Origin of the sequence: Thermomonospora curvata DSM 43183 (assembly GCF_000024385.1) — a bacterium.
In the GTDB taxonomy this organism is placed as follows: Bacteria; Actinomycetota; Actinomycetes; order Streptosporangiales; family Streptosporangiaceae; genus Thermomonospora; species Thermomonospora curvata.
In genome coordinates this window covers 2233197-2258189 of record NC_013510.1, presented here as the reverse complement: position 1 = coordinate 2258189, position 24993 = coordinate 2233197, and the positions used below count along the sequence as shown (strand labels likewise).

Annotated in this window: 22 protein-coding genes; 13 read left to right on the top strand and 9 right to left on the bottom strand. The window is 73.6% G+C overall.

The genetic code is table 11. The features are described 5' to 3' along the window. Nucleotides 1–41 precede the first annotated feature (41 nt). Both TCUR_RS09430 and TCUR_RS09425 read left to right on the top strand, forming a co-directional pair. Nucleotides 42–5735, top strand: coding sequence for a hypothetical protein (locus TCUR_RS09430; protein ID WP_041439456.1), 5694 nt, complete (start codon nt 42–44; stop codon nt 5733–5735). Beyond that, entirely contained in the window at nt 5732–7690 is a 1959-nt protein-coding gene (locus tag TCUR_RS09425; protein WP_012852263.1) for an MBL fold metallo-hydrolase, read from the top strand. Before TCUR_RS09430 ends, TCUR_RS09425 begins: the two co-directional genes overlap by 4 nt. Nucleotides 7691–7721: 31 nt before the next feature. Here TCUR_RS09425 and TCUR_RS24865 read toward each other — a convergent pair whose 3' ends face one another. Continuing rightward, complete coding sequence (locus tag TCUR_RS24865) at nt 7722–8531, bottom strand: hypothetical protein (protein WP_012852262.1); 810 nt, start codon at nt 8529–8531, stop codon at nt 7722–7724. Between the two features lie 224 nt (nt 8532–8755). Between TCUR_RS24865 and TCUR_RS27025 the strand changes: the two genes are divergently transcribed. From TCUR_RS27025 to TCUR_RS27505, 3 genes are all read left to right on the top strand, one after another. Next, nucleotides 8756–8914, top strand: coding sequence for a hypothetical protein (locus tag TCUR_RS27025; RefSeq protein ID WP_012852261.1), 159 nt, complete (start codon nt 8756–8758; stop codon nt 8912–8914). A gap of 993 nt (nt 8915–9907) precedes the next feature. Beyond that, nucleotides 9908–10645, top strand: coding sequence for a hypothetical protein (locus TCUR_RS26430; protein ID WP_012852260.1), 738 nt, complete (start codon nt 9908–9910; stop codon nt 10643–10645). Nucleotides 10646–10734: 89 nt separating this feature from the next. Further along, nucleotides 10735–11868, top strand: coding sequence for an NUDIX domain-containing protein (locus TCUR_RS27505; RefSeq protein WP_012852259.1), 1134 nt, complete (start codon nt 10735–10737; stop codon nt 11866–11868). Between the two features lie 27 nt (nt 11869–11895). Here the strand turns inward: TCUR_RS27505 and TCUR_RS09405 are convergent, their stop codons facing one another. Both TCUR_RS09405 and TCUR_RS09400 read right to left on the bottom strand, forming a co-directional pair. Beyond that, nucleotides 11896–12711 carry a PIG-L family deacetylase gene (locus TCUR_RS09405; protein ID WP_012852258.1) on the bottom strand — a complete coding sequence of 272 codons (816 nt, stop codon included), beginning with the start codon at nt 12709–12711 and terminating at the stop codon, nt 11896–11898. An 83-nt stretch (nt 12712–12794) separates the two neighbouring features. Next, on the bottom strand, nt 12795–13670 hold the full coding sequence (locus TCUR_RS09400; protein ID WP_012852257.1) for a class II glutamine amidotransferase: 876 nt from the start codon (nt 13668–13670) through the stop codon (nt 12795–12797). A 143-nt stretch (nt 13671–13813) separates the two neighbouring features. Here TCUR_RS09400 and TCUR_RS09395 point away from each other — a divergent pair, with 143 nt between their 5' ends. From TCUR_RS09395 to TCUR_RS09385, 3 genes are read left to right on the top strand one after another with little or no spacing between them, the layout of a single operon-like run. Further along, a complete protein-coding gene (locus TCUR_RS09395; RefSeq protein ID WP_012852256.1) occupies nt 13814–14743 on the top strand; it encodes an SPFH domain-containing protein in 930 nt (309 codons plus the stop codon). A 9-nt stretch (nt 14744–14752) separates the two neighbouring features. Next, entirely contained in the window at nt 14753–14986 is a 234-nt protein-coding gene (locus TCUR_RS09390) for a type II toxin-antitoxin system antitoxin (RefSeq protein WP_012852255.1), read from the top strand. A gap of 3 nt (nt 14987–14989) precedes the next feature. Continuing rightward, the gene (locus tag TCUR_RS09385) at nt 14990–15613 is read left to right on the top strand and encodes a GOLPH3/VPS74 family protein (protein ID WP_012852254.1); all 624 of its coding nucleotides are present in this window, start codon (nt 14990–14992) and stop codon (nt 15611–15613) included. A 91-nt stretch (nt 15614–15704) separates the two neighbouring features. On the opposite strand, the gene TCUR_RS09380 is transcribed toward TCUR_RS09385, so the two are convergent. After that, nucleotides 15705–16676, bottom strand: coding sequence for an AurF N-oxygenase family protein (locus tag TCUR_RS09380; protein WP_012852253.1), 972 nt, complete (start codon nt 16674–16676; stop codon nt 15705–15707). Nucleotides 16677–16832: 156 nt separating this feature from the next. Here TCUR_RS09380 and TCUR_RS09375 point away from each other — a divergent pair, with 156 nt between their 5' ends. The 3 genes from TCUR_RS09375 to TCUR_RS09365 all read left to right on the top strand — a co-directional run bounded on the left by TCUR_RS09375 (nt 16833) and on the right by TCUR_RS09365 (nt 18456). Next, nucleotides 16833–17510 (top strand): TetR/AcrR family transcriptional regulator, encoded by a 678-nt coding sequence (locus TCUR_RS09375; RefSeq protein WP_012852252.1) that lies wholly within the window; start codon nt 16833–16835, stop codon nt 17508–17510. Between the two features lie 59 nt (nt 17511–17569). Further along, on the top strand, nt 17570–17809 hold the full coding sequence (locus TCUR_RS09370; protein WP_012852251.1) for a hypothetical protein: 240 nt from the start codon (nt 17570–17572) through the stop codon (nt 17807–17809). A gap of 65 nt (nt 17810–17874) precedes the next feature. Beyond that, a complete protein-coding gene (locus TCUR_RS09365; protein ID WP_041441408.1) occupies nt 17875–18456 on the top strand; it encodes a 3'-5' exonuclease in 582 nt (193 codons plus the stop codon). A 60-nt stretch (nt 18457–18516) separates the two neighbouring features. On the opposite strand, the gene TCUR_RS09360 is transcribed toward TCUR_RS09365, so the two are convergent. Further along, nucleotides 18517–19563, bottom strand: coding sequence for a mechanosensitive ion channel family protein (locus TCUR_RS09360; protein ID WP_012852249.1), 1047 nt, complete (start codon nt 19561–19563; stop codon nt 18517–18519). Nucleotides 19564–19724: 161 nt separating this feature from the next. On the opposite strand from TCUR_RS09360, the gene TCUR_RS09355 reads away from it, so the two are divergent. Continuing rightward, on the top strand, nt 19725–21362 hold the full coding sequence (locus TCUR_RS09355) for a CocE/NonD family hydrolase (RefSeq protein WP_012852248.1): 1638 nt from the start codon (nt 19725–19727) through the stop codon (nt 21360–21362). A gap of 17 nt (nt 21363–21379) precedes the next feature. On the opposite strand, the gene TCUR_RS09350 is transcribed toward TCUR_RS09355, so the two are convergent. Together TCUR_RS09350 and TCUR_RS09345 are read right to left on the bottom strand one after the other, a co-directional pair. Next, nucleotides 21380–21835 (bottom strand): peroxiredoxin, encoded by a 456-nt coding sequence (locus tag TCUR_RS09350; protein WP_012852247.1) that lies wholly within the window; start codon nt 21833–21835, stop codon nt 21380–21382. A 16-nt stretch (nt 21836–21851) separates the two neighbouring features. Further along, nucleotides 21852–22499: a hypothetical protein gene (locus tag TCUR_RS09345; RefSeq protein ID WP_012852246.1), complete on the bottom strand. Its 648-nt coding sequence runs from the start codon at nt 22497–22499 to the stop codon at nt 21852–21854. A 267-nt stretch (nt 22500–22766) separates the two neighbouring features. Between TCUR_RS09345 and TCUR_RS09340 the strand changes: the two genes are divergently transcribed. Next, nucleotides 22767–23981, top strand: a complete 1215-nt coding sequence (locus TCUR_RS09340) for a glycosyltransferase (RefSeq protein ID WP_245537022.1) — start codon at nt 22767–22769, stop codon at nt 23979–23981. 19 nt (nt 23982–24000) lie between these two features. Here the strand turns inward: TCUR_RS09340 and TCUR_RS09335 are convergent, their stop codons facing one another. Both TCUR_RS09335 and TCUR_RS09330 read right to left on the bottom strand, forming a co-directional pair. Beyond that, complete coding sequence (locus TCUR_RS09335) at nt 24001–24741, bottom strand: thioesterase II family protein (RefSeq protein WP_012852244.1); 741 nt, start codon at nt 24739–24741, stop codon at nt 24001–24003. A gap of 28 nt (nt 24742–24769) precedes the next feature. Then, entirely contained in the window at nt 24770–24985 is a 216-nt protein-coding gene (locus TCUR_RS09330) for an MbtH family protein (protein WP_012852243.1), read from the bottom strand. Nucleotides 24986–24993: the final 8 nt, after the last annotated feature.

The window sequence follows — 24993 nt, the reverse complement described above, 5'->3', positions numbered from 1 at the left end:
CCCCTGCCGGCAATGGGAACGGCGATCCCGCCGAAGCGGCCGTGCTGCGCGACCGTCTTCAGAAGGTGCGGGAACGCTTCGCCGCGGCGGCCACGGCCACCGGCGCGATCACCGCCGCCCTGAGCGAGGGGCGCCGGCCCGGCGACGCCGAGACCGCCGCGCTGACCGCCGCGGTGCGGGCCTTCGACGACCTGCACCAGACCTTGAGCGCGCTCGGCGAACCGCCTGCCGAGCCCAGCCTGGAAGGGCTGTCCCGGGCCGTGGAGGCGGCCGCACGGCGGCTGGAGCGCTCGGCCGCCGTGCGCGCGCTGACCACGCTCACCGGCCCCTCAGCGCTGGATGAGCTGCTCGCCGAGATCAGGCACCTGGCCGAGACCGGACGGCACGAGGGTTTGCCCGAGCTGGCCGAGCTGATCGAGCTGTGCCGGCGGGGGGACACCGACCCCCGGGCCCTGGAGCGCATCGACCGCCTGGCGCAGACACTCCGAGAGCTGCTCCCCGAGCGGCACCGCCCGCTGGTCATGGCGGCGATCGGCGGGCACCTGTCGGTGAGCACGCCAGAGCACGCCGCCCCATCCCGGGCCGCCGCGCAGGACGGGGCGGACCTTCCGCAGGACCCGGCGCCCGGCTCCGCGGAAGAAGAGGACGCAAAAGAGAACGATGTGCCCGTCCCCGTCATCCCGCCGCCCCGCCCGGCCCCCGACGAGCCTCCCCTGGACGATCTGGACGAGCTGCTGATCGCCGATGCCGAAAGGCGCGCCGCCCGGCGGCAGGCGTCCGCCGAGGAGCCGCCGCAGGACGAGACCGCGCCGACACCCGACGATGCCCCCGCCTCCCCGGAAGAGTCGGCCTCTGCGAGCGACCCGCGATCCCGGCACGCCACCGCTTCCCATAGCGCCCCGGCCCCTCAGGAGGAACAGGAGCCTTCGCGCAAGCCGGAGTCTTCCAACCGCACCACCCCGCAGAGCGCTCTAAAGGCCGTTCAAGAGCCGAAGCCGCACGACGAGCCCACCGCGCACCGCGCTCCCCAGCGCCCAGACGCCCGGCGCAAGCCCGCCCTGGACGGCCGGACCGCCCCGCCATCCCGTAGCCCGGTGATGCAAGAAGCCTCCGAACGGAGAGGGGAACCCGCCACGCGCGGCAAAGCCGCCGCGCAAAGCGATCCGGGGCGGCAAACCCCCCAAGGCGGCTCCCTTCCGGGCGGCGGGGACGCCGCCGAGTGCGGCAGGGCACGCGGCGAAGTGGACGCGGCCCGCCTGGCGGCCGCGGAGGCCGCGGCGCTGCGCAGCGGGCGGCCCGCGCTGGCCGGATGGCTGCGGGCGGCGGCCGGCAGACCCGAGGCCGAGGTGCGGGCCAGGCACGCCGCGGCCATCGCGCTGGAGACGACCGAGTTCGCCGGGCGCATGTCGGCGGCCTACGCGCAGCTCGCGCACGGCCTGGCCGGCGAGGCGCTGGAGGAGGACCCGGCCGGGCAGCTGCTGGCCTGGGCCTCGGCGATCCGCTCGGGAATCATCCAGCCCACCGGCCAGTCCGATGAGCTGCTGCGCAGGCCCCCGGCGGCGGTGTCGGCCCGTCCCGCCCTGGCCGCGCTGGGCGAGGCGTTCCTGCAGGCCGGGGCCGAGGGCGTCTACCTGCAGCCCGGCATCTCCAACCGGCTCGGCGACGTCCCCCGGGCCGAGGAGCGCCGGGCCGAACTGGCCGGGCGGGCCCGGCGGATGCTGGCCGAGGTGCCGGCAAGGAAGATCAAGTATCAGCGCGCCACCGAGGTGCTGAAACTGATCCTGCACGAGGACGGGGAGATCGGACGGCTGCTGGCGATCGCCGCCGCCGATGACGCCGAGCGGGCCGACCAGGTCCGCCAGGGCGTGGACGCGCTGCGCGCCGACGGGGTCGACCGGCTCATCGACGCCGTCACCCGCAGCCTGGGCGGCCAGGGGGTCAAGCGCCGGATCGAGGCCGGGGCGCGCCGCAAGCTGCGCGAGCTCCTGGAGGAAGGGCTGGATGTGGCCAACCGGTGGAGCGGCGCGGTGCGCGAGCAGACGGCCGCGGCCGGCGCCGGGCCGCAGCAGGGGCCGGAGACGCACCTGGCCGCCCTGCAGCGAACCGCCGGCGAGCTCGGCGAGCGGTGCCTGGCGGAGCTGGAACAGATCGCCGCCGGGGGCGATCAGGTGCTCACGGCGGCGGCGCAGGAGGCCCGCCGGCTGCTCACCGACACCCTGGAACTGCTGCGCATGCGCCCGCTGGGCGCCGAGCCGCACCGGGTCGACCTGGTGCTGTGCCGGGATCTGCCGGCGGCGCCGGGCATCGCGCTGGCCGCCGGCTCGCTGGAGCCGGCGCAACCCCCCGCCCCGGCCGACCTGGTGGCGCTGGCGGAGAGCGAGCCGGACTGGGAGGCGGCCTTCCAGGCCCGCGCCGAACGCGGCGACCACATCGGAACCGCGGCGATCGTGGAGGTGCTGGGCGGCGACCGCCGCGCAGACGAGCTGCGGCGGCGCCGCGCCGAGCTGGTGGCGCAATCCCGCGACGCCCAGCGCGCCCGGGTGGAGAAGCTGCGCGACCAGCTGGCGCGGCTGCGCCGCGACGGCGTGCTGGGTGAACGCGACGCCACCCGGCTGGAGGGCCGGCTGCAGCCGCTGGCCGAAACCGACCGGGCCGACTTCGACCGGATGGGACGGCGCCTGGAGGAGATCGAAGGCGAGCTGGCCGAACTGGTCGAACGGGAGGTCGCCAAGGTCCGCCGGGAGCTGGCGGCCGAGCTGCACCGGCCGGCGGTGGCCGGTGCGGCCGAGCGGATCGGCGAGTACCTCGACAGCGGCGACCTGACCACCGCCCGGGAGTTCCTGGTCCAGGCCAAACAGGGGCGTCCGCTGCCGGAGGCGCCCGCCGAGCCGGGGGACTTCGCCCGGTTCTTCCCCGCCTTCCCCCGGGTCTTCGACGCGCTGCGCCCCCGCCAGGGGCGGCGGGCCGCCGACCCCAACCCCGCCCTGGACGTGCTGATCGAGGCGCTGCAGGGGGACGGGCACGTCGCCGACGAGCGGCTGGCCGAACTGCTGGCGGAGGCCGGGCTGGACCTGGCCGCCTCCCAGCGGCGCGACGTCGGCGCCGAGGCGCTGCGCAGGTGGCGGATGGCCGGCGGCGGTCCCAAGACCGCCGGCAACCTCAAGACGATGATCGAGCCGATCCTGCGGCTGATCGGGCTGGAGGGCGAGCAGCACCCCGGCGGCAGCGCCAAGGGCCGCACCTGGATCGAGCTGTCCGGCGTCCGCCGGCACGGGCAGGCGCTGCTGCCGGCCTTCGGGTCGCGGATGAGCCCCTCCGGCGACACGCTGCGGCTGCTGCTGGTGTGGAACCGGCCGCACCCGCAGCAGCTCGTCGACCTGATGGGGGACGAGCCGCGCGACCAGACGGTGCTGGTGTGGTACTTCGGCACCCTGTCGGTGGAGGACCGGCGGGCACTGGCGGAGGCGGTGCGGCGCCGCCCCCACCCGGTCGCGGTGCTGGACGACGCCGCCATCGGCTACCTGGCCTGCCGCCCGGGAGCGGACTGGAGCACCACCGTCGCGCTGCTGGCGCCGTTCACCGCCGGCAACCCGTTCGTGTCCACCGGCGATGTGCCCGAGGAGATGTTCTACGGGCGCGCCGAGCAGCTGCAGCAGGTCATCGACCGCTCCGGCGGGTCGATCGTGTACGGCGGGCGCCAGCTGGGCAAGTCGGCGCTGCTGCAGGCCGCCCGGCGGCAGGTGACCGACAGCGACCCGCACCGCAAGGTGATCTTCAAGAGCATCTCGGACGTGGGACGGACCGCGCCGGCCTCGGCGATCTGGCCGACGCTGCGCCGCGGCCTGGAGGAGGCCGGGATCGACGTCGGCGAGCCGGCGGGCGCCGGCGGCCCGGAGCCGATCCGGCAGGCGGTGCGGCGGTGGCTGGACGGCGACCCGCGCCGCCAGCTGCTGATCCTGCTGGATGAGGCCGATGAGTTCCTCAACCGGGACGCCGAGGGCGCGCGCTTTGCCAACGTCGGGGCGCTGCGCGACCTGATGAGCGAGACCGAGCGGCGGGTGAAGGTGGTGTTCGCCGGGCTGCACCAGACGGCGCGTTTCAAGGGCCTGTCCAACCAGCCGCTGGGGAACCTGGGCAGGCCCATCTCGGTGGGGCCGCTGGCCCCCCAGGACGCCTTCGACCTGCTGACCAGGCCGCTGGCCGCCTTGGGCTTTCGGGTGCCGCAGACGCTGGCGGCGCGGATCATCGCCAAGGCCAACAACGCCCCGGCGCTGATCCAGCTGTTCGCCGACGCGCTGCTGCGGCACCTGCGCTCCCGCCCGGTCGGCGAGCACGCCCTGCCGTATGAGGTGACCCGCGACGACATCGACGCGGTGTGGGCCGACGCCCGCCTGGCCGAGGGCTTCCGGGAACGCTTCGAGTGGACGATCAACCTCGACCAGCGTTACAAGGTCATCGCCTACACCATCGCCCTCAACGCCCGCGATGAAGACGGCGAGCAGGGCATGCCCGTCGGGGCGCTGTATGAGGAGTGCCGGGACATCTGGTGGCCGCAGGGCTTCGCCGACTGCTCCCTGGACGCCTTCTGCGGGCTGCTGGAAGAGAGCGTGGAGCTGGGCGTGCTGATCCGGGACGGCGACCGCTACCGGCTGCGCACCCCCTACATCCTGGAGCTGCTGGGCGGCGCCGAGCAGGTCGAGCAGGTGCTGACGCGGGCGCAGGAGCTGGAGCTGCCGGACTCCTTCGACGTGCACTCCTACCGTCCCGCCTACGGGGCGGGCCCGGAGCGCTCCCCGCTGACCGGCGGGCAGATCTCGCGGCTGCTGACCCGGGCCAACCTGGTGCACGTGATCGCCGGTTCGGGGGCGCTGCAGCTGGAGCGGGTGCCGATGGCGCTGCAGGCCGAGGAGGAGCGGCACGAGGACGTCACCGTGGTGCCGGTGCGCTCCGACGGCCTGACCTTCGACGACGCGGTGCGCGACGCCCGCGACCGGCCCGGCCACACCCTGGTGGTGGTCGGGCTGCGGGGCCGGACCCTGGCGCAGGCCCGGCGGCAGATCCGGGACGCCTGCCAGATCATCTCCCGCCACCGGGGCCGCAACGACGGCACGCTGGCGGTGGTGTTCACCGCGCCGCCCGCCCTGGCGCCGCTGTGGCTGGCGGTGCGCGAGTCCGGCGGGCCCGAGCCGCTGCCGGAGCTGGGCGGGCGGGCCGAGCTGATGCAGCTGCGCCGCTTCGACGCCGCGGCGGTCCGGCAGTGGATGCGCGAGGCGGCGCACGCCTTCCAGAACCGGCGCGGCCAAGAGGAGCTGCTGGCCTGCACCGGCGGGTGGCCCATGCTGATCAGCATCGTGCTCGGCGGCGACATGGTCGCCGACCAGCAGCAGGCCCTGGAGCGCTGCCGGCGTCACCTGCGCGACCGCCCCGCCGACCTGGTGGAGGCCGCCGGGGTGCGCTGCTGCCCGCCCGTCGCCGCGGCCTGGCGCGAGCTGGTGGACCTCGCCGGCTCCGGGTCCCCCGCCGACCTGGCCGATCTGCTCGCCCCTTCCGACCTGGAGGAGGATCACCCCCTGTCCCCGCGTTCCCTTCACCAGCACGGCTACCGCACCGTCGACGACGTCATCGAGGTTCTGCGCATCCTGGGCGCCCTGGTGCCGGCCCCGCACGCCCCCCACGAGCTGCAGTGCGAGCCGGTCCTGGCCGAGGCCACCAGAAACAGCGGTGAGGTGCGGTGAGCGGCGACGAGCACGCCCTGGCCTCGGTGGAGGAGGCGCTGGAGGCCGCGGCGCGGGTCGTGCTGTCGCGGCCGCGCTATGCGGGACCGGAACGGCGGGCCGCCGAGCTGGTGCGCAACCGGCGGGAGTGGCTGCTGGACCTGATCGAGGCGTCCCCGACGCTGCGGGCCGCCGCCCGTGACCTGCTGCGCTCGGCGAGCGGGCCGGGGCGGCTGCTGCTGCACCCCGACCCCGAGGTCGCCGCAGGGGTACGGCGGCTGCTGAACGGCGCGAACGGCACGGGCGGCCGGTCCGCGGCCGCCGCCGAGCGCAAGGTGCGCCGTCTCACCGAGGCGCGCAACAAGCTGCGGGAGAAGCTGGCCTCCTTCCGCCAGAAGCTGGAATACGCGCACGCTGACGCGGCCCGGCTGCGAGCCGAGCTGGCCGAGGCGCGCCGCGGCATGGCCGACGCCGAAGAGGAGCTGGCCGGGCTGCGGGCCCGGCTGGCGGCCCAGCAGCGCCGGCTGCAAAACCCCCGGTCGCTGGCCGCCGCGCTGCTGGCCGCGCTGCCGCAGCCCGCAGACGGCGCCGCGGCCGAACCCGATGCGCTGCGCAGGGGGCTGCGGGAACTGCTGGAGCCGCCGCGGCCGGCGTCGCTGAGCGTGGGCCGCTGCCGTGAGCTGCGGGTGACGCCGCTGGGCGGCGACGACCACATCGGCGGCTCGTGCCTGCTGGTCGAGGCCGGGGACACCAGCCTGCTGGTGGACGCCGGCATCCGGCCGGGCACCCCGCCGCAGCCGCCGCGGGACGTCGCCGAGGCGCTCACCGCGCGGCCCGAGGCGGTGATCGTCACGCACGCCCACAACGACCACTGCGGCTATGTGCCCGCGCTGGCGCACCGGCTGCCCCGGCTGCGGATCATCGCCACGCCCGAAAGCTGCCGGCTCATGCCGGTGATGTGGCAGGACGCGCTGAAGGTCATGCGCCGGCACACCGCCGGTGCCTCCAGCGGAGGGTCGTGGACGCCGCTGTATGAGCAGGACGCCGTGGACGTCGCGATGGAACGGCTGGAGGAGCTGCCGACCGGCGCTCCCCGGCGGGTCGGCGACCTGACCGTCGAGCTGTTTCCCGCCGGGCACATCCTGGGCGCCGCCGGGGCGGTGATCAGCGCGGGCGAGCGGCGGGTGGTCGTCACCGGTGACATCTCCGGCTTCCGGCAGGCCAGCGTGGACGGCTACCGGCTGCCCGACGGCGCCCGCGGGGCCGACCTGCTGGTGCTGGAGTCGACCTGCTGCGGTGAGGAGCACGGCGACCACCGGGCCCGGGTCGGCGAGCTCCTCGGCATCGTCGAGGAGGTGCACGCCGCCGCCGGGCGGGTGCTGATCCCCGCCTTCGCGCTGGGCCGTGCCCAGGAGCTGGCCCTGCTGCTGCGCGAGCACCTGCCCCACGTGCCGGTGCTGATCGACGGCATGGCCGCCGAGGTGAGCGCCGTCTATGAGACGGCCGACGGGCCCGGGGAGCGCCGGCTGTCCATCTTCGGCGGGAACGTCACGGCCGCCGGCCACCCGCGGGACTTCGACGGCTTCACCAAGGGCGTGGTCATCGCCCCGGCCGGGATGCTGACCGGCGGCCCCGCCGTGGACTGGGCGGCGCGCATCCTGCCCGAGCCGCACAGCGCCGTGCTGCTGGCCGGTTACCAGGACGATTCCTCCGGCGGGCGCCGCCTGCTGCAGGACGTCCGGGAGGGGGCCGCCGAACACCTGCTGCCCGGCAACCGGCCGGTGCCGCTGCGCGCCCGGGTCCACCAGGTGCGCCTGTCGGCGCACGCCGACCGCCACGGCCTGCTGCAGATCGCCAAGGAGGTCTCCGCCCGCCAGACCATGCTGGTCCACGGCCTGCCCTTCCGCCAGCGCGCCTTCCGCGAGATCCTGCACGTCCGCCACCACCGCACCGTCGACACCCGTCCTTGGAGCTGACCTTTTCTCCGGCGGTTTTCCGGCAAAGAGCTCAACGCACGGCCGGTTGAGCGCCTTCGGCCGCCGGTTCCCGGTGGAGGCGGATGGCGGTTCTGGCGGCGGTCAGCGCGCGCAGGGCGCGGGTCAGCTCGGCGGAGTCCGGGGGACGGTCGGTGGCCTGGGAAAGGTAGTCGTCGCAGTCGCGCATCCAGCGGCGGATCACCTGCTCGCTGCGGGTCTGCTCGCGCCGGGCGGCCTCCAGGGCCATGATCCGCTGCTGTTCGGCGACGGCCGCCTGCAGCTCCCGGTCGCCGGCCAGGGCCCGGACGTCGGCCAGGGCGTACCGGCCCAGGCGATCGACGGGCAGGGCGCGCTGGGCGGCGACGCGCAGGAAGAGGCTCTTGGGCCAGCCGAGCAGCGTGGCCGCTCCCTTGGCGCCGACCGTGGCGAAACGCGGCCCCTTGCGGGCCGCCACCACCTCGGTGACCCGTTCGGGGTCGAGGGCGTCGAGGTCGTGCGGGTCATACAGTGGGCGGCCCTGGTAGCGGTGGACCACCTCCAGGTCTCCGGAGAGCACCAGCACCTCGATGTCGGCCGGTTCCACGTCCAGACCGACGCGCACGGCCAGCCGCTGGGCGGCCTTGACCGCGCCGATCGGCGGGTCCTCCCCCAGGGCCGCCCGGATCTGAGCGGCATGCCCGGCGATCTGCTCGGCGACGGCCGCCGACCAGCGTCCGCCCTCCAGGTCGGGAGGGGGGATCAGGCCGCGTTCCCGGGCCAGGCGCATCTGCCAGCGGGCGAGATCGAGTTCGGCGGCCAGCTGCCCGAATCCATAGTCGGCCCTGGCGGCGGGTTCGGCCATGAAGTGCTCCTTTCCCGAAAAAGCCTCCACGGCGATCCTCTCCGTGACAGAACCCGGCAGGCAGCAGAAGGCGATTCTGTGGATAAGCGCACAGAAACGAACGTCTCCGGGCGTGCGGCCGCTCGGCGGCGATGAGCCCTTCCCGCCGCCGCTCCCATGGGTCAAGACGGCGGCGCCCCGGTCAGGGACGGCGGGGCGGCCCCTGCGGGCCGAGCCTTTTCGGCATGCTGTCTTCGCAGGTCAAGACGGGTGAGCCGCAGCCGGGGGCGGTGCGGGCGGCCTGGGACGCCCCGGCACCGGGCGCCATCAGTCCTCCGGTCTTCGACACCCGAGACGGCGTGGCGAAAAAATTCAATGCGCGCGAGATTTCACCACGCACGTGAAAGGGATTTCATCCGGTCCCCTTACGCTCATCGCAGCCGCAGCCGCCGGCTATGGCGATTTGTACGTGACCGAGGACGGCGGCAATATGGAAGCCTGCACGATCAGACCGGACGGCGAGATCCCGGTTTCCTGCAGATCTTGGGGCGGGGTTCCCCGAAGATCTGCGGGCCGGCGTTCAACCCGGCGGGAGACCGGCCGCACTTCTCCTCCCGGCGCGGCACGTCCGGGTCCTCCTCCGGAGGCACCCTCTCCTGCGTGACCGGCCCGTCCCGGAAGTGATGGACGCGAGGAGAGACGGACCGGCCGCGCGTACGTTCTCAGCCGGGCGCGCGGCCCCGCATTGTTCAGAGCACCGAACCCCCATGCGGTCCGATAAATCCAGGTATCACCCTGATGAGTGAGAGTCTCAAAAAGGGGGAGGCCGAAGAAAACCCGGGAGTGTGGCGAAATAAACGCAGCCAGTAATCCAATCAGGACACCCGAGCGTCTCCTTCTGTGTACGATCAGCGGCCTCACGGTCACACGAAGCCACATTCAGGAAAATGAACCGCCTCATTGCACTTTCCACCGCCGCCGGGCGGTTTCTCGGCTCCCGCCGGCTCGGCCGCGGTCTGCTGGGCTGTGCCGTGGTCGCCCCCGCCGTCGTCCTCGCCGTGGGACACCTGGCCCATGCCACGACGGCGGCCCCTCCGGCGGTGCGGTGCCCCGAGGATGCGCGGTCCCTCGATGCGCAGGCCACACCGACCGGCCCGGCAGCCGTCGCGGGCACCGGCCGCGACCGCAATCCGCCACCCGAGCCGCACCGCGGCGGCGACCATGCGGGCCGTGAGCACCACCCTCACGGTCCCGCCGCGGTCTCTGCGCTCCCGCAGGCGGACGGCCGGGCAGGGCGCGCCGCGGCACCGCCCCCGGCGGCGCGATCGGCCTCCACCTGGCCCACCCCCCGGCCCGCGCCCTCCGGTGAGATCACCGAAGATCCGGCGAGCCGTCCCGTGGAGCCCTCTCCCCTGCTGGGGCTGCTCATCCTGCTGCTTCCGGTGGCGGCGATCGGGCTGACGCTCCGCCGGCGGGCACCGGCCCCCGCACCGGCGATGACCGCGCGGGTCTCCGCCGCCCCGCCCGCCGCGGCACCGCCGGCGCCCCCTCCGCCCCGGCAGCGGGCCGATGGCGTCGCGCTCACCCCGTTTTGCGGCCTTCTGCTGGCGCTCGGCGGCCGGCGGGCGGCCGACCTGGCACGGCTGATCACGTTGTCGGCGCTGGAGGACGGCTCCGGCCTGGTCGTGCTGCCGCGTGCCGACGCCATGAGACTGCTGGGACTGGAGGAGGACGAGCTGCTCGACGAGCCGCCGGATGAGCTGTTCCTGCCCGGCACCCTGGATGCCGCGCTCAGCTACCTGGAGACGGAATTGCGGCTGCGCGCCAGGGGGCAGGGCTCCGGCGCGCAACCCCGCCTGCTGCTGGTGGCCGACTGCGGCGCAGAGGCCGACCGGATCGCCCGGCTGTTCGCCCGCCATCCCGGGGCGCTGTCAGCGGTGATCCTGGGCGAGTGGCCGGGCGAGCGGACCGTCGTGGACACAGACGGCCGGATCTCGGCGCCGTCCCATCTCGCCGCCCTGCTGCCGAAGCAGGCGCCGGCGCTCTCCCGCGCAGAGGCCCGTCACCGGCTCGATGCCCTGCTCGCCGGCTCCCGCCGCCGGTCTCGCGGCCCTCGGCGGGGGCGGCGCCGCTGACCCGCCTCACCCCCGGGGACTCAAGCGGCGCGCCCGGGGCCGTCCGGAAACGGAAGCGGCGGGTTCCCCGGACGGCTACCGTCGAAGCCATGGACACCAGCAAGGCGGGCGACGGGATTCGGGGGTCGCTGGGCCGGGTGCTGGCGGAGGTCGCCGCCGAACGCGCCGCCCAGGACGCGTTGTGGGGAGTCCAGGAGTTCCCCGACGGCACCGGTGCCGCCTGGCGCAAGCGGGCGGAGCAGGCCCGCCGGGAGCGGGCGCAGGCCGCCTCGTCCGGTGAGGTGACCTGGCGGCACGCGCTCACCGAGGAGTTCTATGAGGCCCTGGCCGAGGAGGACCCGCAACGGCTGCGCACCGAGCTGATCCAGGTCGCCGCCGTGGCCGTGCAATGGGTGCAGTCGCTGGACCGCCGCCACGGGGTGATGCCCCACCACCCTCCGCAGCGCGGCGGGCGGACCGAGAAACTGGTGCGCGACCGGATCCCGGAGATCATCGAGTCGGCGGGCGGACGGCCGCAGACCCGCATCGCCGACGACGGCGAGTACCGGGCGCTCCTGCGGGCCAAGCTGTATGAGGAGGCCGGGGAGTACGCATCCGGCCAGGACCCGGCCGAGCTGGCCGACGTGCTGGAGGTGGTGCGGGCGCTGGCCGCCGCGCACGGGATCGACGCAGCCGAGCTGGAGCGGATGCGCGCCGCCAAGGCCGCTGAGCGGGGCGCCTTCACCGGCCGGGTGGTCTTGTGCGGTCCGGAGCGCACGGTCCCCCACGAAGAGCTGCGCACCCGGCATGCGGTGCGGGCGCTGCTGCTGGACGGTAACGGCGACCTGGTGCTGCTTCGCCGGACCAAGCCGGGCCGGCGGCCCTACTGGTCGACGCCGGGTGGCGAGATCGAGCCGCAGGACGCCGACCCGGAGGCGGCGCTGCGCCGGGAGCTGGACGAGGAGCTGGGCGCCACCGTGGGGCCGGTGCGGCAGGTGTTCGCCTATACCGAGCAGACGCTGGGCCTGCGCTACCTGAGCACCTTCTACCTGTGCCGGCTGACCGGGATGGACCTCTCCCGCCGGCACGGCCCGGAGTTCGACGACCCGTCCAAGGGCGTCTATGAGGTGGACCGGGTGCCCTGCAGCGCCGAGGCCGTGGCCGCCATCGACCTGTTCCCCGCCCCGCTGGCGGCGTACCTGCGGGCTCACGCCGAGGAGCTGCCCGGTCTGCTGCCCGCCTGAAACAGGGCCCCGGCCCGGCGCGGGCGCTCAGCGCAGGCCGGCGAACAGGTCGTCCTCCCGGGCGGGGGCGTCGATCCGGCATCGGACGCGGACGAAGTGCTCTTCGCCGAAGACGCGCAGCTGGAGCTCCTCGGGCAGTTGCAGCAGGAAGATGCTGTCGCTTTGGCTGGCGTGGGCCCGCAGGGCGCGGCGCTTGCGCTCGGCGTAGGCGGAGACGTCCAGGGACGTGGTGATCAGTTCGTCGGGGGTGCCGAAGTCCTCGGGCAGTTCCTCCTCGCCGAAGTCCCAGCCGGCCTCGGCGGCGCGGGCGGCCATCTCCTTGATCCGGCCGCGGGGGACGGCGGTGTAGTAGAGCTTGTCGGGGACGCCGCTGAGCTCGGCCGCCGCCATCGTGATGCGGTGCGCCTGGATGTGGTCGGGGTGGCCGTAGCCGCCTCGTTCGTCGTAGGTGACGACCACCTGCGGGCGGTAGCGTTCCATCAGGGCGGCCAGGCGGCGGGCGGCCTCGGCGACGGGGACGCCGGCGAACGCGCCGGGGGCGTGGTTGGCCTCCCAGCCCGCCATGCCCGAGTCCCGGTAGCCCAGCAGCTCGATGTGGCCGATGCCCAGGTGGGCGGCGGACTCGCGCAGCTCGGCCAGGCGCCGCCGGCTGACCTGCCGCTCGTCGTGGCCGGGCCGGCCGGGCTTGACTCCCCCGGGGCCGTCCCCCTGCTCGCCGTTGGTGCAGGTCACCAGGACGGTCCTGATCCCTTCTGCGCTGTAGCGGGCGAAACTGCCGCCGGTGCCGAGCACCTCGTCATCGGGGTGGGCGTGCACGGCCATCAAGGTGAGCTCAGAGTCCATGATCCCGGTTTCCGCCAAGGAGTCGTCGGTCGCGGCTCACTGTAGCCAGCGACGCGGACGTTCCCTGCGGCCGGGCTCTGTGATCAGGTCGCGTGCTCCTGGGAGGCGGCCTCCCGGGCCGACAGGTCGGCTGTGGTGAGCCGGATGCGGGGCGGGTCGAAGGGGAAGCGGGACTCCCCTTTGAGACCGTTGACGATCAGCAGCTCGCCCGGTTCCAGCAGCCGCCAGCCGGGGCTGTCGTCCATGGGCTCGCTGGCCACCACGTAGGCGGGGACCGCCCGGCCGGCGGCGGTCACCTCGACCGAGCCCGGCTCGTGGGCGGAGGCCAGGTGCCGGGCGCAGGTGTCGATCATGCCGCCGCCCTCGTCCTCGGGGGGCAGCACCCACAGCTCGTTGGACTCCGGGTAGCGCAGCGCCCAGATGCGGTGCGCCTCGGCGAGCACCAGGTTGAGGGAGTAGACCGGCAGCTCGGCCCCGATGCGGCGGACGGCCTCCACCAGGCCGGCGGTGGTGTCGCCGTGCCGGCGGATCTCGGCGGTGATGTAGGCGAAGACCCGCTCAGAGTCGGTCTGTCCTTCGATGAGGGCCTTGTCGGCCTCGCTCAGCCAGCTCTCCAGCACGTCCAGGCCCTTGACCACGCCGTTGTGCGCAAAGAGGCGGTCGCGCATGTGGAACGGGTGGCAGTTGTGGACGTGCACCGGGCCGGCGGAGGCGTAGCGCAGGTGCGAGACGAAGGTGTGGGAGACCACGTGGCGGGCCGCCAGCACGAAGTCGCGGCTGTCGTAGGCGGGCAGCGGGGCGCGGTCGCGCACCGGCTCGTCGCCGAGTGAGAACCAGCCCAGGCCGACGCCGTGGGGCATCCGGCGGCTCTGCTCCCGAAGGCTTTGCGGGGCGTCCAGGAGCCAGAACTCCGCCTCGACCCGGGGCCCTCCCGTGGTCATCCCGAACAGTCTGCACATGCCTCTCACCTTGCCATTCGGGTGGGGATGCTCACGCCGCGCCCGGAGCCGGGCCGGCAAAGACCGCCGGATCGGGACGTCCCGGGCCGGTTGGAAAAGTGATATCACTTTGATAGTTTGCAGCTAGCAACGGAAGGAGTGCGATGAACATCGCGAGCACCCCCGATTCCCCCCTGCCCGAGCCGTCGATCGGCGAACGGCCGGCCCGCGACCTGTCCGGCTGGCCGATGCTGGCGCTGACCCTGGCGCTGATCGTCGGCGGCGCGGTGGTGGTGGCGGTGACGGCCGTGAAGAAGGGGCCGGACCTCGATCCGGCGGGGATCACGCTGCTGGTGGCCGGCGGGCTGCTGATCGCGGCCGGGCTGCTGGTCGGCGCCGGGCTGACGTTCGTGGCGCCCAACGAGGCCCGCGTGCTGCAGCTGCTGGGCGCCTCCTACAGCGGCACGGTGCGCCGTGACGGGCTGCGCTGGGTCAACCCGCTGACCGTGCGGCGCAAGATCTCCACCCGGATCCGCAACCACGAGACCGGCCTGGCCAAGGTCAACGACCTGGACGGCAACCCGATCGAGATCTCGGCGGTGGTGGTCTGGCAGGTCGAGGACACCGCCCGGGCCTGTTTCGCGGTCGACGACTATGTGGAGTTCGTGGCCTTCCAGACCGAGGCGGCCGTGCGGCACATCGCCGGCAGCTTCCCCTACGACTCCGATGACCGGCTGTCGCTGCGCGAGAACGCCGACGAGATCACCGCCAAGCTGTCAGAAGAGATCAGCGCGCGGGTGGCCTCGGCGGGGGTGCGGATCATCGAGTCGCGGATCAACCAGCTGGCCTACGCTCCCGAGATCGCCCAGGCGATGCTGCGCCGCCAGCAGGCCGGCGCCGTGGTGGCCGCCCGCCAGCGCATCGTCGAGGGAGCGGTCAGCATGGTGGAGCTGGCGCTGGCCAAGCTGCAGGAGCAGGACGTGGTGGAACTGGACGAGGAACGCAAGGCCGCCATGGTCAGCAACCTGATGGTGGTACTGTGCGCCGACCGGGACGCCCAGCCGGTGGTCAACACCGGGACGCTCTATCAGTGATGCGAGTCCGTGCCCAGGGAACGCAAGAAACTCCTGCTGCGGCTCGACCCGGCCGTCTACGACGCGCTGGCGCGCTGGGCCGGTGACGAGCTGCGCAGCACCAACGCCCAGATCGAGTTCCTGCTGCGCAAGGCCCTCAAAGAGGCCGGGCGGATGCCCCGCGACGCCGGGCGGATGCGCCGGCCGGGCCGGCCGCCCAAGCCCCGGCCCGCCGAGGAGGGCGCCCCCCGCGACGAGGAGTAGCCGATGGTCAAGGTCCCCGACTCCCTGCCGGCCAGGATGTACCTGCTGGCCTACGACATGGAGCGCGGGCGGCTGACCGCCCGTGACCGGCTGGGGATGCTGCTGCGCGCCGCCGCGCTCACCGAGCTCTACCTGGACGGCCGGCTGGTCGGCGAAAAACGCCCGGCCCTGGGCACCCCCGGCGACGACCCCTATGGGCTGCTGGCGCAGATCGGCTCCTCCCGCCCCCGGCGCTGGCAGTACTGGATCGGCCGGGACGGGCGGGCGATGGTCCGCGCCGTGCAGGCGGAGCTGGAGTCCGGCGGCTGGATCCGGGTGCGCTCCCGCCGCCTGCTGGGGGTGCTGCCCGTCCGGCGCGTGGAGGTGCGCGACCCCAGGGTGGTCAAGGACCTGTGGGGGCGGGCCTCGGCGGCGCTGCGCGGCCGGCCGGTGGCGCATCTCAACAGCTATGACGCGGCGACCATGGCGCTGGCGGCGGCCGGGCGGCTGCGCACCGTGATCGCCCGGGACGAGCAGCGCCGCCACCGCGAGCGGATCGCGGCGCTGACCGCCCGGTCCGGCCCGGCCGTGCCCGCGCTGCGCCGCGCCCTGGAGAGCCGGAACGCGACGATGGCCGTCACGGGCTGACCGTCTGCGGGCCGTGCGCGATCCCCTGCCGTTCCGGATTCCCGGCGGGTGCGGCTGCCGGGGCGACTTGTCCAGCGGCGTCCGGTAGCGGTCAGGGGATCGTGATGTGGCTGTCGGGGAGCAGGCCGGCGCGGGCCCACAGGGTGCGGCCCCGGCCGTCCAGGAAGCCGACCTCGTCGAAGAAGCGGGTGCAGCGCCGCATGGCCCACGCCCACACGGCGCGGCGGTGCGGGCTGGTGGCGGCGGCCCGCCGGGCCTCCTTGGGGTCCAGCCCCACCTCCGCGTAGATGGCGGGGTGGATGAGGGTGGCCTGGATGAAGGAGACGAAGCGGGCGATGCCGGCGGCGGCGAGGCGGCGGCGCAGCGGGGAGGCGGTGGCGATGTGCCGCTTGAGCTCTTCCTGGGCGTACCTGATGTGCCGGGCCTCCTCGATGACGTGGATGCGGGAGACCTGCCGCACGATGGGCTGGATCTCCTCGTCCGCCATGGCGACCCGCTGCAGGGAGTCGGTGAACTCCTCCACCACCAAGATCCCGGCGAACATGTGCAGCGGCATGTAGGGCGCGCCGGCGGACAGTTTGCCGAAGTGGTAGGCCACCGGGTGCGGCCGGCGGGTGCGCAGCCCGAAGGTGCGCACCATGCGGCCGAACATGATGGAGTGCCGGCACTCGTCGGCGATCTCGGTGAGCGCGTAGGCGGTGTGGTTGCTGTCGTAGCGGAACCGGTAGGCGGTCTTGACCAGGATGTGCATCAGCAGCAGCTCGGCCCAGATGCCGAAGGAGGCGATCTCGGCGACCTCCCGCTTGGACAGCTCCACCCGCTGCCGGTGCGTCATCTGATCCCACAGCGGCGTCTCATACAGCGACACCAGCTGCGGCGGCATGTAGAAGCGGTCCGGGTCCTGGGGAGCGTCCCAATCGACGTCGGTGTCGGGGTTGAAGGAGTGCTTGCGGGAGATCTTGATCAGCCGTTCGGCGACCGGTTCCCGTTCGGTCAGCTCGATGGTGTGATCGCCGTTCTTGCACCGCACCACCGCGGTGCGCGACGCGGTCTGGACGCCCATCCGACTCCTCCAGTCCTTGCCGACTTACGGCGTAAGTGTGGCACTTACGGCGTAAGTCGGCAAGGTTCTGCCGAGGCGTTCCGGGCGCGTAACGTGTGCATACGGGCGCGCGCGAACCGACCGCGTCCCGCGGCGAGCACTGGCGAAAGGCTGCAGGTGGCGGAGCAGACGAGCGGCGGCACCCTCCCGGTGGACGGGCGCGTGCCACTGACCTACGACCGGATCATCCGCACCGCGATCGAGCTGATCGAACGGGAGGGCGAACAGGCCCTGTCCATGCGCCGGGTCGGGGGCGAGCTGGGCGTGGCCGCCATGTCGCTGTACAACCACGTGTCCGGCAAAGAGGCCATCTTGGACGGGGTCGCCGACCGGATCCTGGCCGGGCTGGAACTGGAGGCCGACCCCGAGGCCGACTGGCGCGACCAGATCCGCGCGCTGGCCCACGCCTTCCGCCGCATCGCCCATGAGCACCCGCGTTCGATGTCGGTGGTGCTCTCCCGGCCGGCGGTCTGGACGAGCAGCCTGCCGGTGATCGAGCGGATGCTGACCATCGCCGAGCTGGCCGGGCTGGAACGGCGGACCGCGGTGCGCGTGATGCGGCTGTTCATGTCGTATGTGATGGGCACGCTGATGCGCGAGGAGGGCATGGCCAACACCCTGCGGCACATCGCCCAGGACGGGGCGCGCGCCGCCGAGCTGGTGGACCCCGCGGCCTTCCCGCACGTGGTGCAGTCCGCCTGCGAGCTGCTCAGCTCCGACTTCGACGCCGACTTCGACTTCGGGCTGGAGCTGCTGATCGCCGCCATCGAGCGCCTGCCGCGCACCCCCCGCTGAACCCGGCCGCCGGGCCGGCTCGTACCCGTGGGCAGCCGACCCGGAAGGGGGCCACCGCCATGATCTGCCTGAGCAGGCTGGGCAGGTTCCACCTGCACCGTCCCGCACTGCGCGGACCCGCCGAGCGCGTGCTGATCGAGATCTGGCCGACCGGCCTGACCGGCCTGGCGCTCAACGGGTACCCCGAGCCGCCGGCCGGGCCGGTCCGGCGCTGGTCGATGCGTCCCTACCGGGCCGTGCGGTACCTGGTGCCGGCCCCGCGCAAGCCCGCCCCGGCCGGGCGGGCGCGGGCCGCCTGACAGGACGCCGGCGCGGCGGGAAAATCATTGGCCCGCCGCGCCGGCGGAACGCTAGCGTGCCCGGCATGGAACCGCCCGGACGCTTGCTCAACGTCATCGATGTGGAGGCCACCTGCTGGGAGGGCTCCCCGCCGGACGGCCAGGTCAGCGAGATCATCGAGATCGGGTTGTGCGTCGTGGACCTGGCGGCGTGCAAGCGGGTCGCGCGGCACGGCATCCTGGTGCGGCCGGAGCGCTCGTCGGTGAGCCCGTTCTGCACCGAGCTGACCGGCTGGACGCAGCAGGAGGTGGAGCGCGGGGTCACCCTCGCCGAGGCCTGCCGGATCCTGGAACGCGAGCACTGCGCACGGTCACGGCCGTGGGCGAGCTGGGGCGACTACGACCGCAAGCAGTTCGAGCGGCAGTGCGCGGCGGGGCAGGCCGACTACCCCTTCGGCGCCCGGCACATCAACGCCAAGGCGGTGTTCACCGAGGTCTACGGGTTGCGGCGCAGGCCGGGCATGGCGCAGGCGCTGCAGATCGCGGGGCTGCCGCTGGAGGGCCGGCACCACCGGGGCGTCGACGACGCCTGGAACATCGCCGCACTGGTGCTGGACATCGCGGCGCGCGGCGCCTGGCCCGACCCGGCGGACGCCGTGCCGGCCTGAGCGGGGCCGGTCGGGCTTTTCCGCACGGGCCGGGCCGGCCGGCACGTCGGGCAGGGCGCGCTACGGCAGCAGAGCGGCGCTGCCGTCGGGGAAGAGCAGCTTGCGGGTGGGCAGCGGGATCTGGATGTCCTCTTCCCGGAAGCGGGCGTGCAGCCGCTTGATGAACTCGTGCTTGACCACGAACTGGTCGGCGAACTGGCGGACCCGCAAGATCACCGTGAAGTCGATGCTGGACTCGCCGAAGGTGTGGAAGCGCACCAGCGGCTCATGGTCGGGCACGCCGCCTTCGACCTGGGTCATCACCTCGCGGCCGACCTCGATGGCGACCTTCTCCACGTGCGCCAGGTCGCTTTCATAGCCGACCTTGGCCTGGATCAGGACGCTCATGTCCGGGTCGGGACCGTGGAAGTTGGTCAAGATGGCGTCGGCGAAGCGGGCGTTGGGGATCACCACCAGGTTGTCGGCGAGGGTCTGGATGGTGGTCTTGCGCCAGTTGATGTCGACGACGCTGCCCTCCTCCCCCGTGCTGAGGCGGACGAAGTCGCCGGGCACCACGGTCTTGGAGGCCAGGATGTGCACCCCGGCGAACAGGTTGGCCAGGGTGTCCTGCAGTGCCAGCGCCACGGCCAGACCGCCCACGCCCAGGGCGGTGAGCATCGGGGTGATGGACAGGCCCATGCTCTGCAGCAGCACCAGCACGCCCACCACCAGCACCACCGCGCGGGTGATGTTGGCGAAGATGGTGACCGACTGGGCGACGCCGGAACGGGCCAGCACGATCGAGGTGACCACCCCGGCCGCCAGGCGGGCGCTGGCCAGCGTCACCGCCAGGATGATCACGGAGACCAGGATCGAGCCGATCACCTGGCGGGTGCCGGGCTGGAACCGCACGATCAGCACCGCCGCCCACAGGCCCGCCACGGTGGTCAGCACCACCGCCAGGTCGCACAAAAGCCGGGCCAGCAGATCGTCCCAGACCCATTTGGTGTTCTCGGCCCGCCGGATCAGCCGTTTGAGCAGCATCCGCAGCGCGATGCCGAGCACCACGGCCGACACCACCACCACGGCGCCGACCAGGACTCGTCCCCATTCCACCGGATCAGGCACGTTCGTCCGTTCTATTCAAATGTTCGGGATTGTCGGTCGGGTCTGATCGTAGCGATCAATCCCCGGTCAGATGGGCGGGTTCACTTTGCCGGAAAAGTGAGTGAGCACCGTGGGCAAGGGGCGCTTCCACCGCGGGTGACATGCCTGAATAGCCTGGCGGTATGGAGGGGTTGGGGCTGATGCGCCGGCTGGGGGCCGGCGCGCTGCGGCTGCCGCACGGCCCGTACCGGGTGAGGGTGCACCGGGACCTGGAGGTCCCCGCGCCGGACGGGGTGACGCTGCTGGCCGACCGGTACGCACCGCAGGGGCTGGACCGTCCACCGGTCATCTTGGTGCGCTCCCCGTATGGGCGGCGCGGGCCGTTCGGGCTGATGTGCGGGTACGTGTTCGCCACCCACGGGTTCCAGACGGTGGTGCAGAGCGTCCGCGGCGGGTTCGGCTCCGGCGGGGCGTTCGAGCCGCTGGACGAGCGCGAGGACGGGCTGGCGACGGTGGCCTGGCTGAAGGCCCAGCCGTGGTTCGGCGGCGCGTTCGCCATGCACGGCCCCAGCTATCTGGGCTATGTGCAGTGGGCGGTGGCCGCGGACGCCGGGCCGGAGCTGAAGGCCTTGTCGATGCAGGTGACGGCCTCGCAGTTCCGGGATGCGATCAATCTGGGCGGCGGGTTCGCCCTGGAGTCCACGCTGACCTGGGTGGATCTGACCACCCGCATCCAGCGGCCGCTGTCGGGGCTGGTCGCCGGGGTGCTCTCGCCGCGCCGGGCCCGGCGGGCGGCATTGTCGGGCCGTCCGCTGGCCGAGCTGGACGCGCTGGCCACCGGGGCGCCGGTGCGGTTCTTCCAGGACCTGCTGGCCAACGGCCCCGACACCCCGTTCTGGCACAAGCGGGACTTCAGCCGGGCGGTGGGGCGGGTGCAGGCCCCGGTGAACATGACCGGCGGCTGGTATGACGTGTTCCTGCCCTGGCAGCTGGAGGACTACGCGGCGCTGCGGGCGGCCGGACGCAACCCGCACCTGACCATCGGCCCGTGGTGGCATTCGGATCCACGGCTGACGCGCCACTCCATGCGCGACTCGCTGCAGTGGTTCCGCGCCCACCTGCTCGGCGACCGCTCCGAGATGCGCCGGGACCCGGTGCGGCTTTACATCACCGGCTCCGGGGAGTGGCGGGACTTCCCCCACTGGCCGGTGCCCGGGATCGACGAGCAGCGCTGGCACCTGCAGCCCGGCGGCGGGCTGTCCCCCGACGGGCCGCCGCAGAGCCCGCCCGACTCCTACCGGTACGACCCGATGCACCCCACCCCGTGCATCAGCGGCCCCTCGCTGCTGGGCGACTGCTCCCCCGCCGACCAGCGCCGCCTGGAGGCCCGCCGCGACGTGCTGGTCTACACCTCCCCGCCGCTTTCCAAGGGGCTGGAGATCATCGGGCCGATCCGCGCGGAACTGCATGTGCGCTCCGACCGGGCGCACGCCGACTTCGTGGTGCGGCTGTGCGACGTGGCCCCCGACGGGGTGTCGCTGAACCTGTGCGAGGGCGTGCGCCGGGTGCGCCCGGGGGTGGGCGAGACCGACGGCGAGGGCGTCTGCAAGATCACGGTGGATCTGTGGCCGGCCGGGCACCGGTTCCGCCCCGGGCACCGGCTGCGCGTGCACGTGGCCGGCGGCGCCTACCCCCGGGTGGCCCGCAATTCCGGCACCGGCGAGCCGCTGGGCGCGGAGACGGCCTGGCTGGCCGCCCGCCACGAGGTCTTCCACGACCCCGGCCGCCCTTCGGCGATCATCCTGCCGGTGCTGCGCTGAGACCGGCCCGGCGCCGGTCAGCCGCGACGACGGCGAAGGGCCTCCAGAGCGCGGTCGGCGTGGACGCTCATGCGGATCTCGCTTTTGACGATCTCGATGATGCGGCGGTCGGTGTCGATCACGAACGTCCGGCGCTTGGTGGGGGCCAGCGCGAAGCCGCGGCGGACGCCGAAGCGGCGGGCGACGGTGCCGTCCTCATCGCTGAGCAGGGGGTAGCCGAGGGAGTGCTTGCCGCTGAACTCGCGCTGCTTGCTCACCGGGTCGGCGCTGATGCCGACCGGCTGGGCGCCCAGCTCGGCGAACTCGGCGGCCAGGTCGCGGAAATGGCAGGCCTCGGCGGTGCAGCCCGGCGTCATCGCCGCCGGGTAGAAGAACAGCACGACGGGACCACCGGCCAGCAGGCCGCTGAGGGAACGGAGGGTGCCCTGCTCGTCGGGGAGCTCGAAGTCCTCCACCACATCACCGATCTTCATGGACGTCAGTATTCCCTTATCGGCACTCGGCCGACAGGGCGGCCCCCGCGTCCTGCAGCAGCCCGGCGATGTCCTGCGGCGACCAGTGCTCCCGGGCGCCGGGGCAGGCGGCCAGGTAGGAGGCGGCCCGCTCGGCCGGCCAGCCGTGCGCCTGGCGCAGGCCGCGGCCGAGCATCCGCAGGTAAGGAGCGGAGGGGGCGTTCAGATCGGCCCGCAGCGCGCCGTGCGGGGCGGTGAAGGTCAGCATCGGGTGCCCGTCGCACTCGCCGACCCGCAGGATCGTCTCATAGCGGCCGGGGCCGAGGCGCTGCCGCCCGGTGCGCAGCGCCTCCGACAGGTCCAGGTCGGCGCCGACCCGGCGGCGCATCTCCTGGGCGAGGACGTCGGCGAACTGCCCGACCGTCAGCAGGTAGGCGCGGGCGGCGGTACGGGCCGGCAGTTGCGGGTCGTAGAAGGCCATGCCGCCGCCCCAGGTCTGCGAGGTGTGGGCGAAGTAGATGCCGCCGGGCAGCGTCAGCGCCCGCTCGGCCCGGGCCGGGGTGGCGTCGCGGCAGCCGGTGTAGTGGCGGGCGGCGCCCTCGGGCCGTCCCCCGGCCAGGTAGCACTGAAACCGTTCGCGCGCCAGATTCGACCCGTAGGCCACGTACCAGACCCTGCCGTTCACCCCTTCAGTATGGCCGCCGGGTCCGACATTTCCCCGTGTGCGCGGCGGCCCGGTATGTGTGGTCTTCCCCCTGCTCAGGACATCAATACGACAGGCACCGATCACCCTGAGCGTCGAAAAGATCCCGAGTTCACATGTTTGGTGGAGAAGTGGCTTGGATACAACGATCACCGTGGGTGTCTAAGACGCAGATACCTCCTGGTTCCATTCCTGTGCGATCCCGGAGGCCGCGTCATGCCCTCGTCCCTGAACCTAGCGCTTGTCTCATTGGCCGATCTGACGGGCGATTCGGCAAGCGCCGGCGTCCACTCCATCCACGTGCTGGAGTTGGCCCGCGCATTGGGCGGGCAGGGCCATCGAGTGACCGTCTACACCCGGCGCACCACCGAGAGCGGACGCCCCCGGACCAGGCTCGGCGCGGGCGCCACGCTCGAACAGATCACCGCGGGCCCCGCCCGGCCGCTGCCGGAGGCCCATCTGCTGCCGCACATCCGGGCGTTCACCGACGAGCTGAGCCGCCGGCTGGCGCAGCAACGCAACCGGCCCGACCTGGTGCACGCGCACGGCTGGCTGGGCGGGCTGGCCGCCTACGCCGCGCTGCAGGACACCGGGCTGCCGCTGGTGCAGTCCTTCCACGGCCTGGGCGTGGTGGAAAGCCGCCGGCCCGGCGGGCGGCGCACCGTGCACCCGGCCCGCATCCGGATCGAACGGGCGCTGGGCCGCGGCGCCGACACGGTGCTGGCCGGCTGTGAACACGAGGCCGACGAACTGGTGCGCATGGGCGTGGCGCGGCCCCGGATCTGCGTGGTGCCCTACGGCGTGGACTGCGAGCGGTTCCGCCAGACGGGCCCGACGATGCCGCGGGGGCGGCGCCCCCGGCTGGTGCTGGTCGGCAACGACCTGGACAACGCCGGCGCGGCGGTGGCCGTGCGGGCACTGGCGCACGTCCCCGAGGCCGAGCTGGTGGTGGCCGGCGGCCCGGCCCGCGAGGACCTGGAAAGCGACCCCACCGTGCACCGGCTGCGCACCCTGGCCAAGGAGCTGGACGTGGCCGACCGCACGCTGTTTTTGGGCCGGCTGCCCCGCAAGGACGTCCCCAAGCTGCTGCGCACCGCCCGGCTGGCGCTGTGCCTGGCCCCGCACCAGCCCTCGGGGATGGTGCCGCTGGAGGCCATGGCCTGCGGCGTGCCGGTGGTCGCGGTGCCGACCGGCTCCGGCGCCGACAGCGTGCTGGACGGCGTCACCGGGCTGCACGTGCCGCCCGGCCAGCCGGTGACCCTGGGACGGGCGCTGCGCCGGCTGCTGGCCGAGGAGACCACGCTGTCGGCGTGGGCCATCGCCGCCGCCGACCGCGCCCACTCCCGCTACGCCTGGGAGCGGATCGCCGCCGAGACCGTGCGCTGCTACAGCGCGCTGCTGCCCGAGCCGGAGCCCGAGCCCGCCGAGCGGCACGCCGAGGAACCGGTGGGCGCCGGCGTCTGAGCGCCCCGCCCGGCCGCGCTCAGGTGGGCACGTGCAGGGCGCGCTGGATCTCCCCCAGCACCTCGGCCTGCCGCGGGACCAGGTAGAAGTGGTCGCCCGGCAGAACCTTCAAGGCGAAGGGGCCATCGGTGGCCTCGGCCCAGGCGGCGGCCCGCTCCCGGTCCACGTGCGGGTCGGCGTCGCCGATGATCGCGGTGATCGGGACCGAGGGGTTGGGCCCGGGCCGGCGCTGATAGTTCTCGATCAGCCGGAAGTCGTTGCGCACATACGGCAGCACCAGCTCGCGCATCTCCGGGTCGGCCAGCACCTCGGCGTCGCTGCCGCCCAGCTCGGTCAGCGCCGCCACCACCCCCTCATCGTCCCGGTCGGCGACGCGGTCCTCATCGGCCAGGTCGCGGCGGTGCGGGGGGCGGGCGCCGGAGGCGAACAGGTGCGTGGGCGGCACGCCGCGCTCCTCCAGCAGGCGGGCGGTCTCATAGGCCAGCACGGCGCCCATGCTGTGCCCGAACAGGGCGGTGGGCCGGTCCATCAGCGGCACCAGCGCCCCGGCGATGAGCCGGGCCAGCCGGTGGGCGTCGTCGATCATGGGCTCGGCGAGCCGGTCGGCCCGGCCGGGGTACTGCACGGCGTGCACCTCGATCGCCGCGCTCAGCTCCTTGCCCCAGGAGCGGTAGGCCACCGCCGAACCGCCGGCGTGCGGGAAGCAGATCAGCCGCAGCGACGCCCACGGCCGGCTCTCCGGGCAGCGGAACCAGTTCACGGCCGGCCCTCCGCCTTGCGGACGCGCCTCAAGCCGAGCCCTCCATGGCCTCGATCAGGCTCTTGGGCCGCATGTCGGTCCAGTTGGCCTCCACGAACTCCAGGCACGCCTGGCGGGTGTCGGCGCTCTTGGCCACCGTCCAGCCGGCGGGGACCTCGGCGAACGACGGCCACAGCGAGTACTGGCCCTCGTCGTTGACCAGCACCAGGAACGTGCCGTCGGGGTCCTCGAACGGGTTGCTCATCCGGGGGT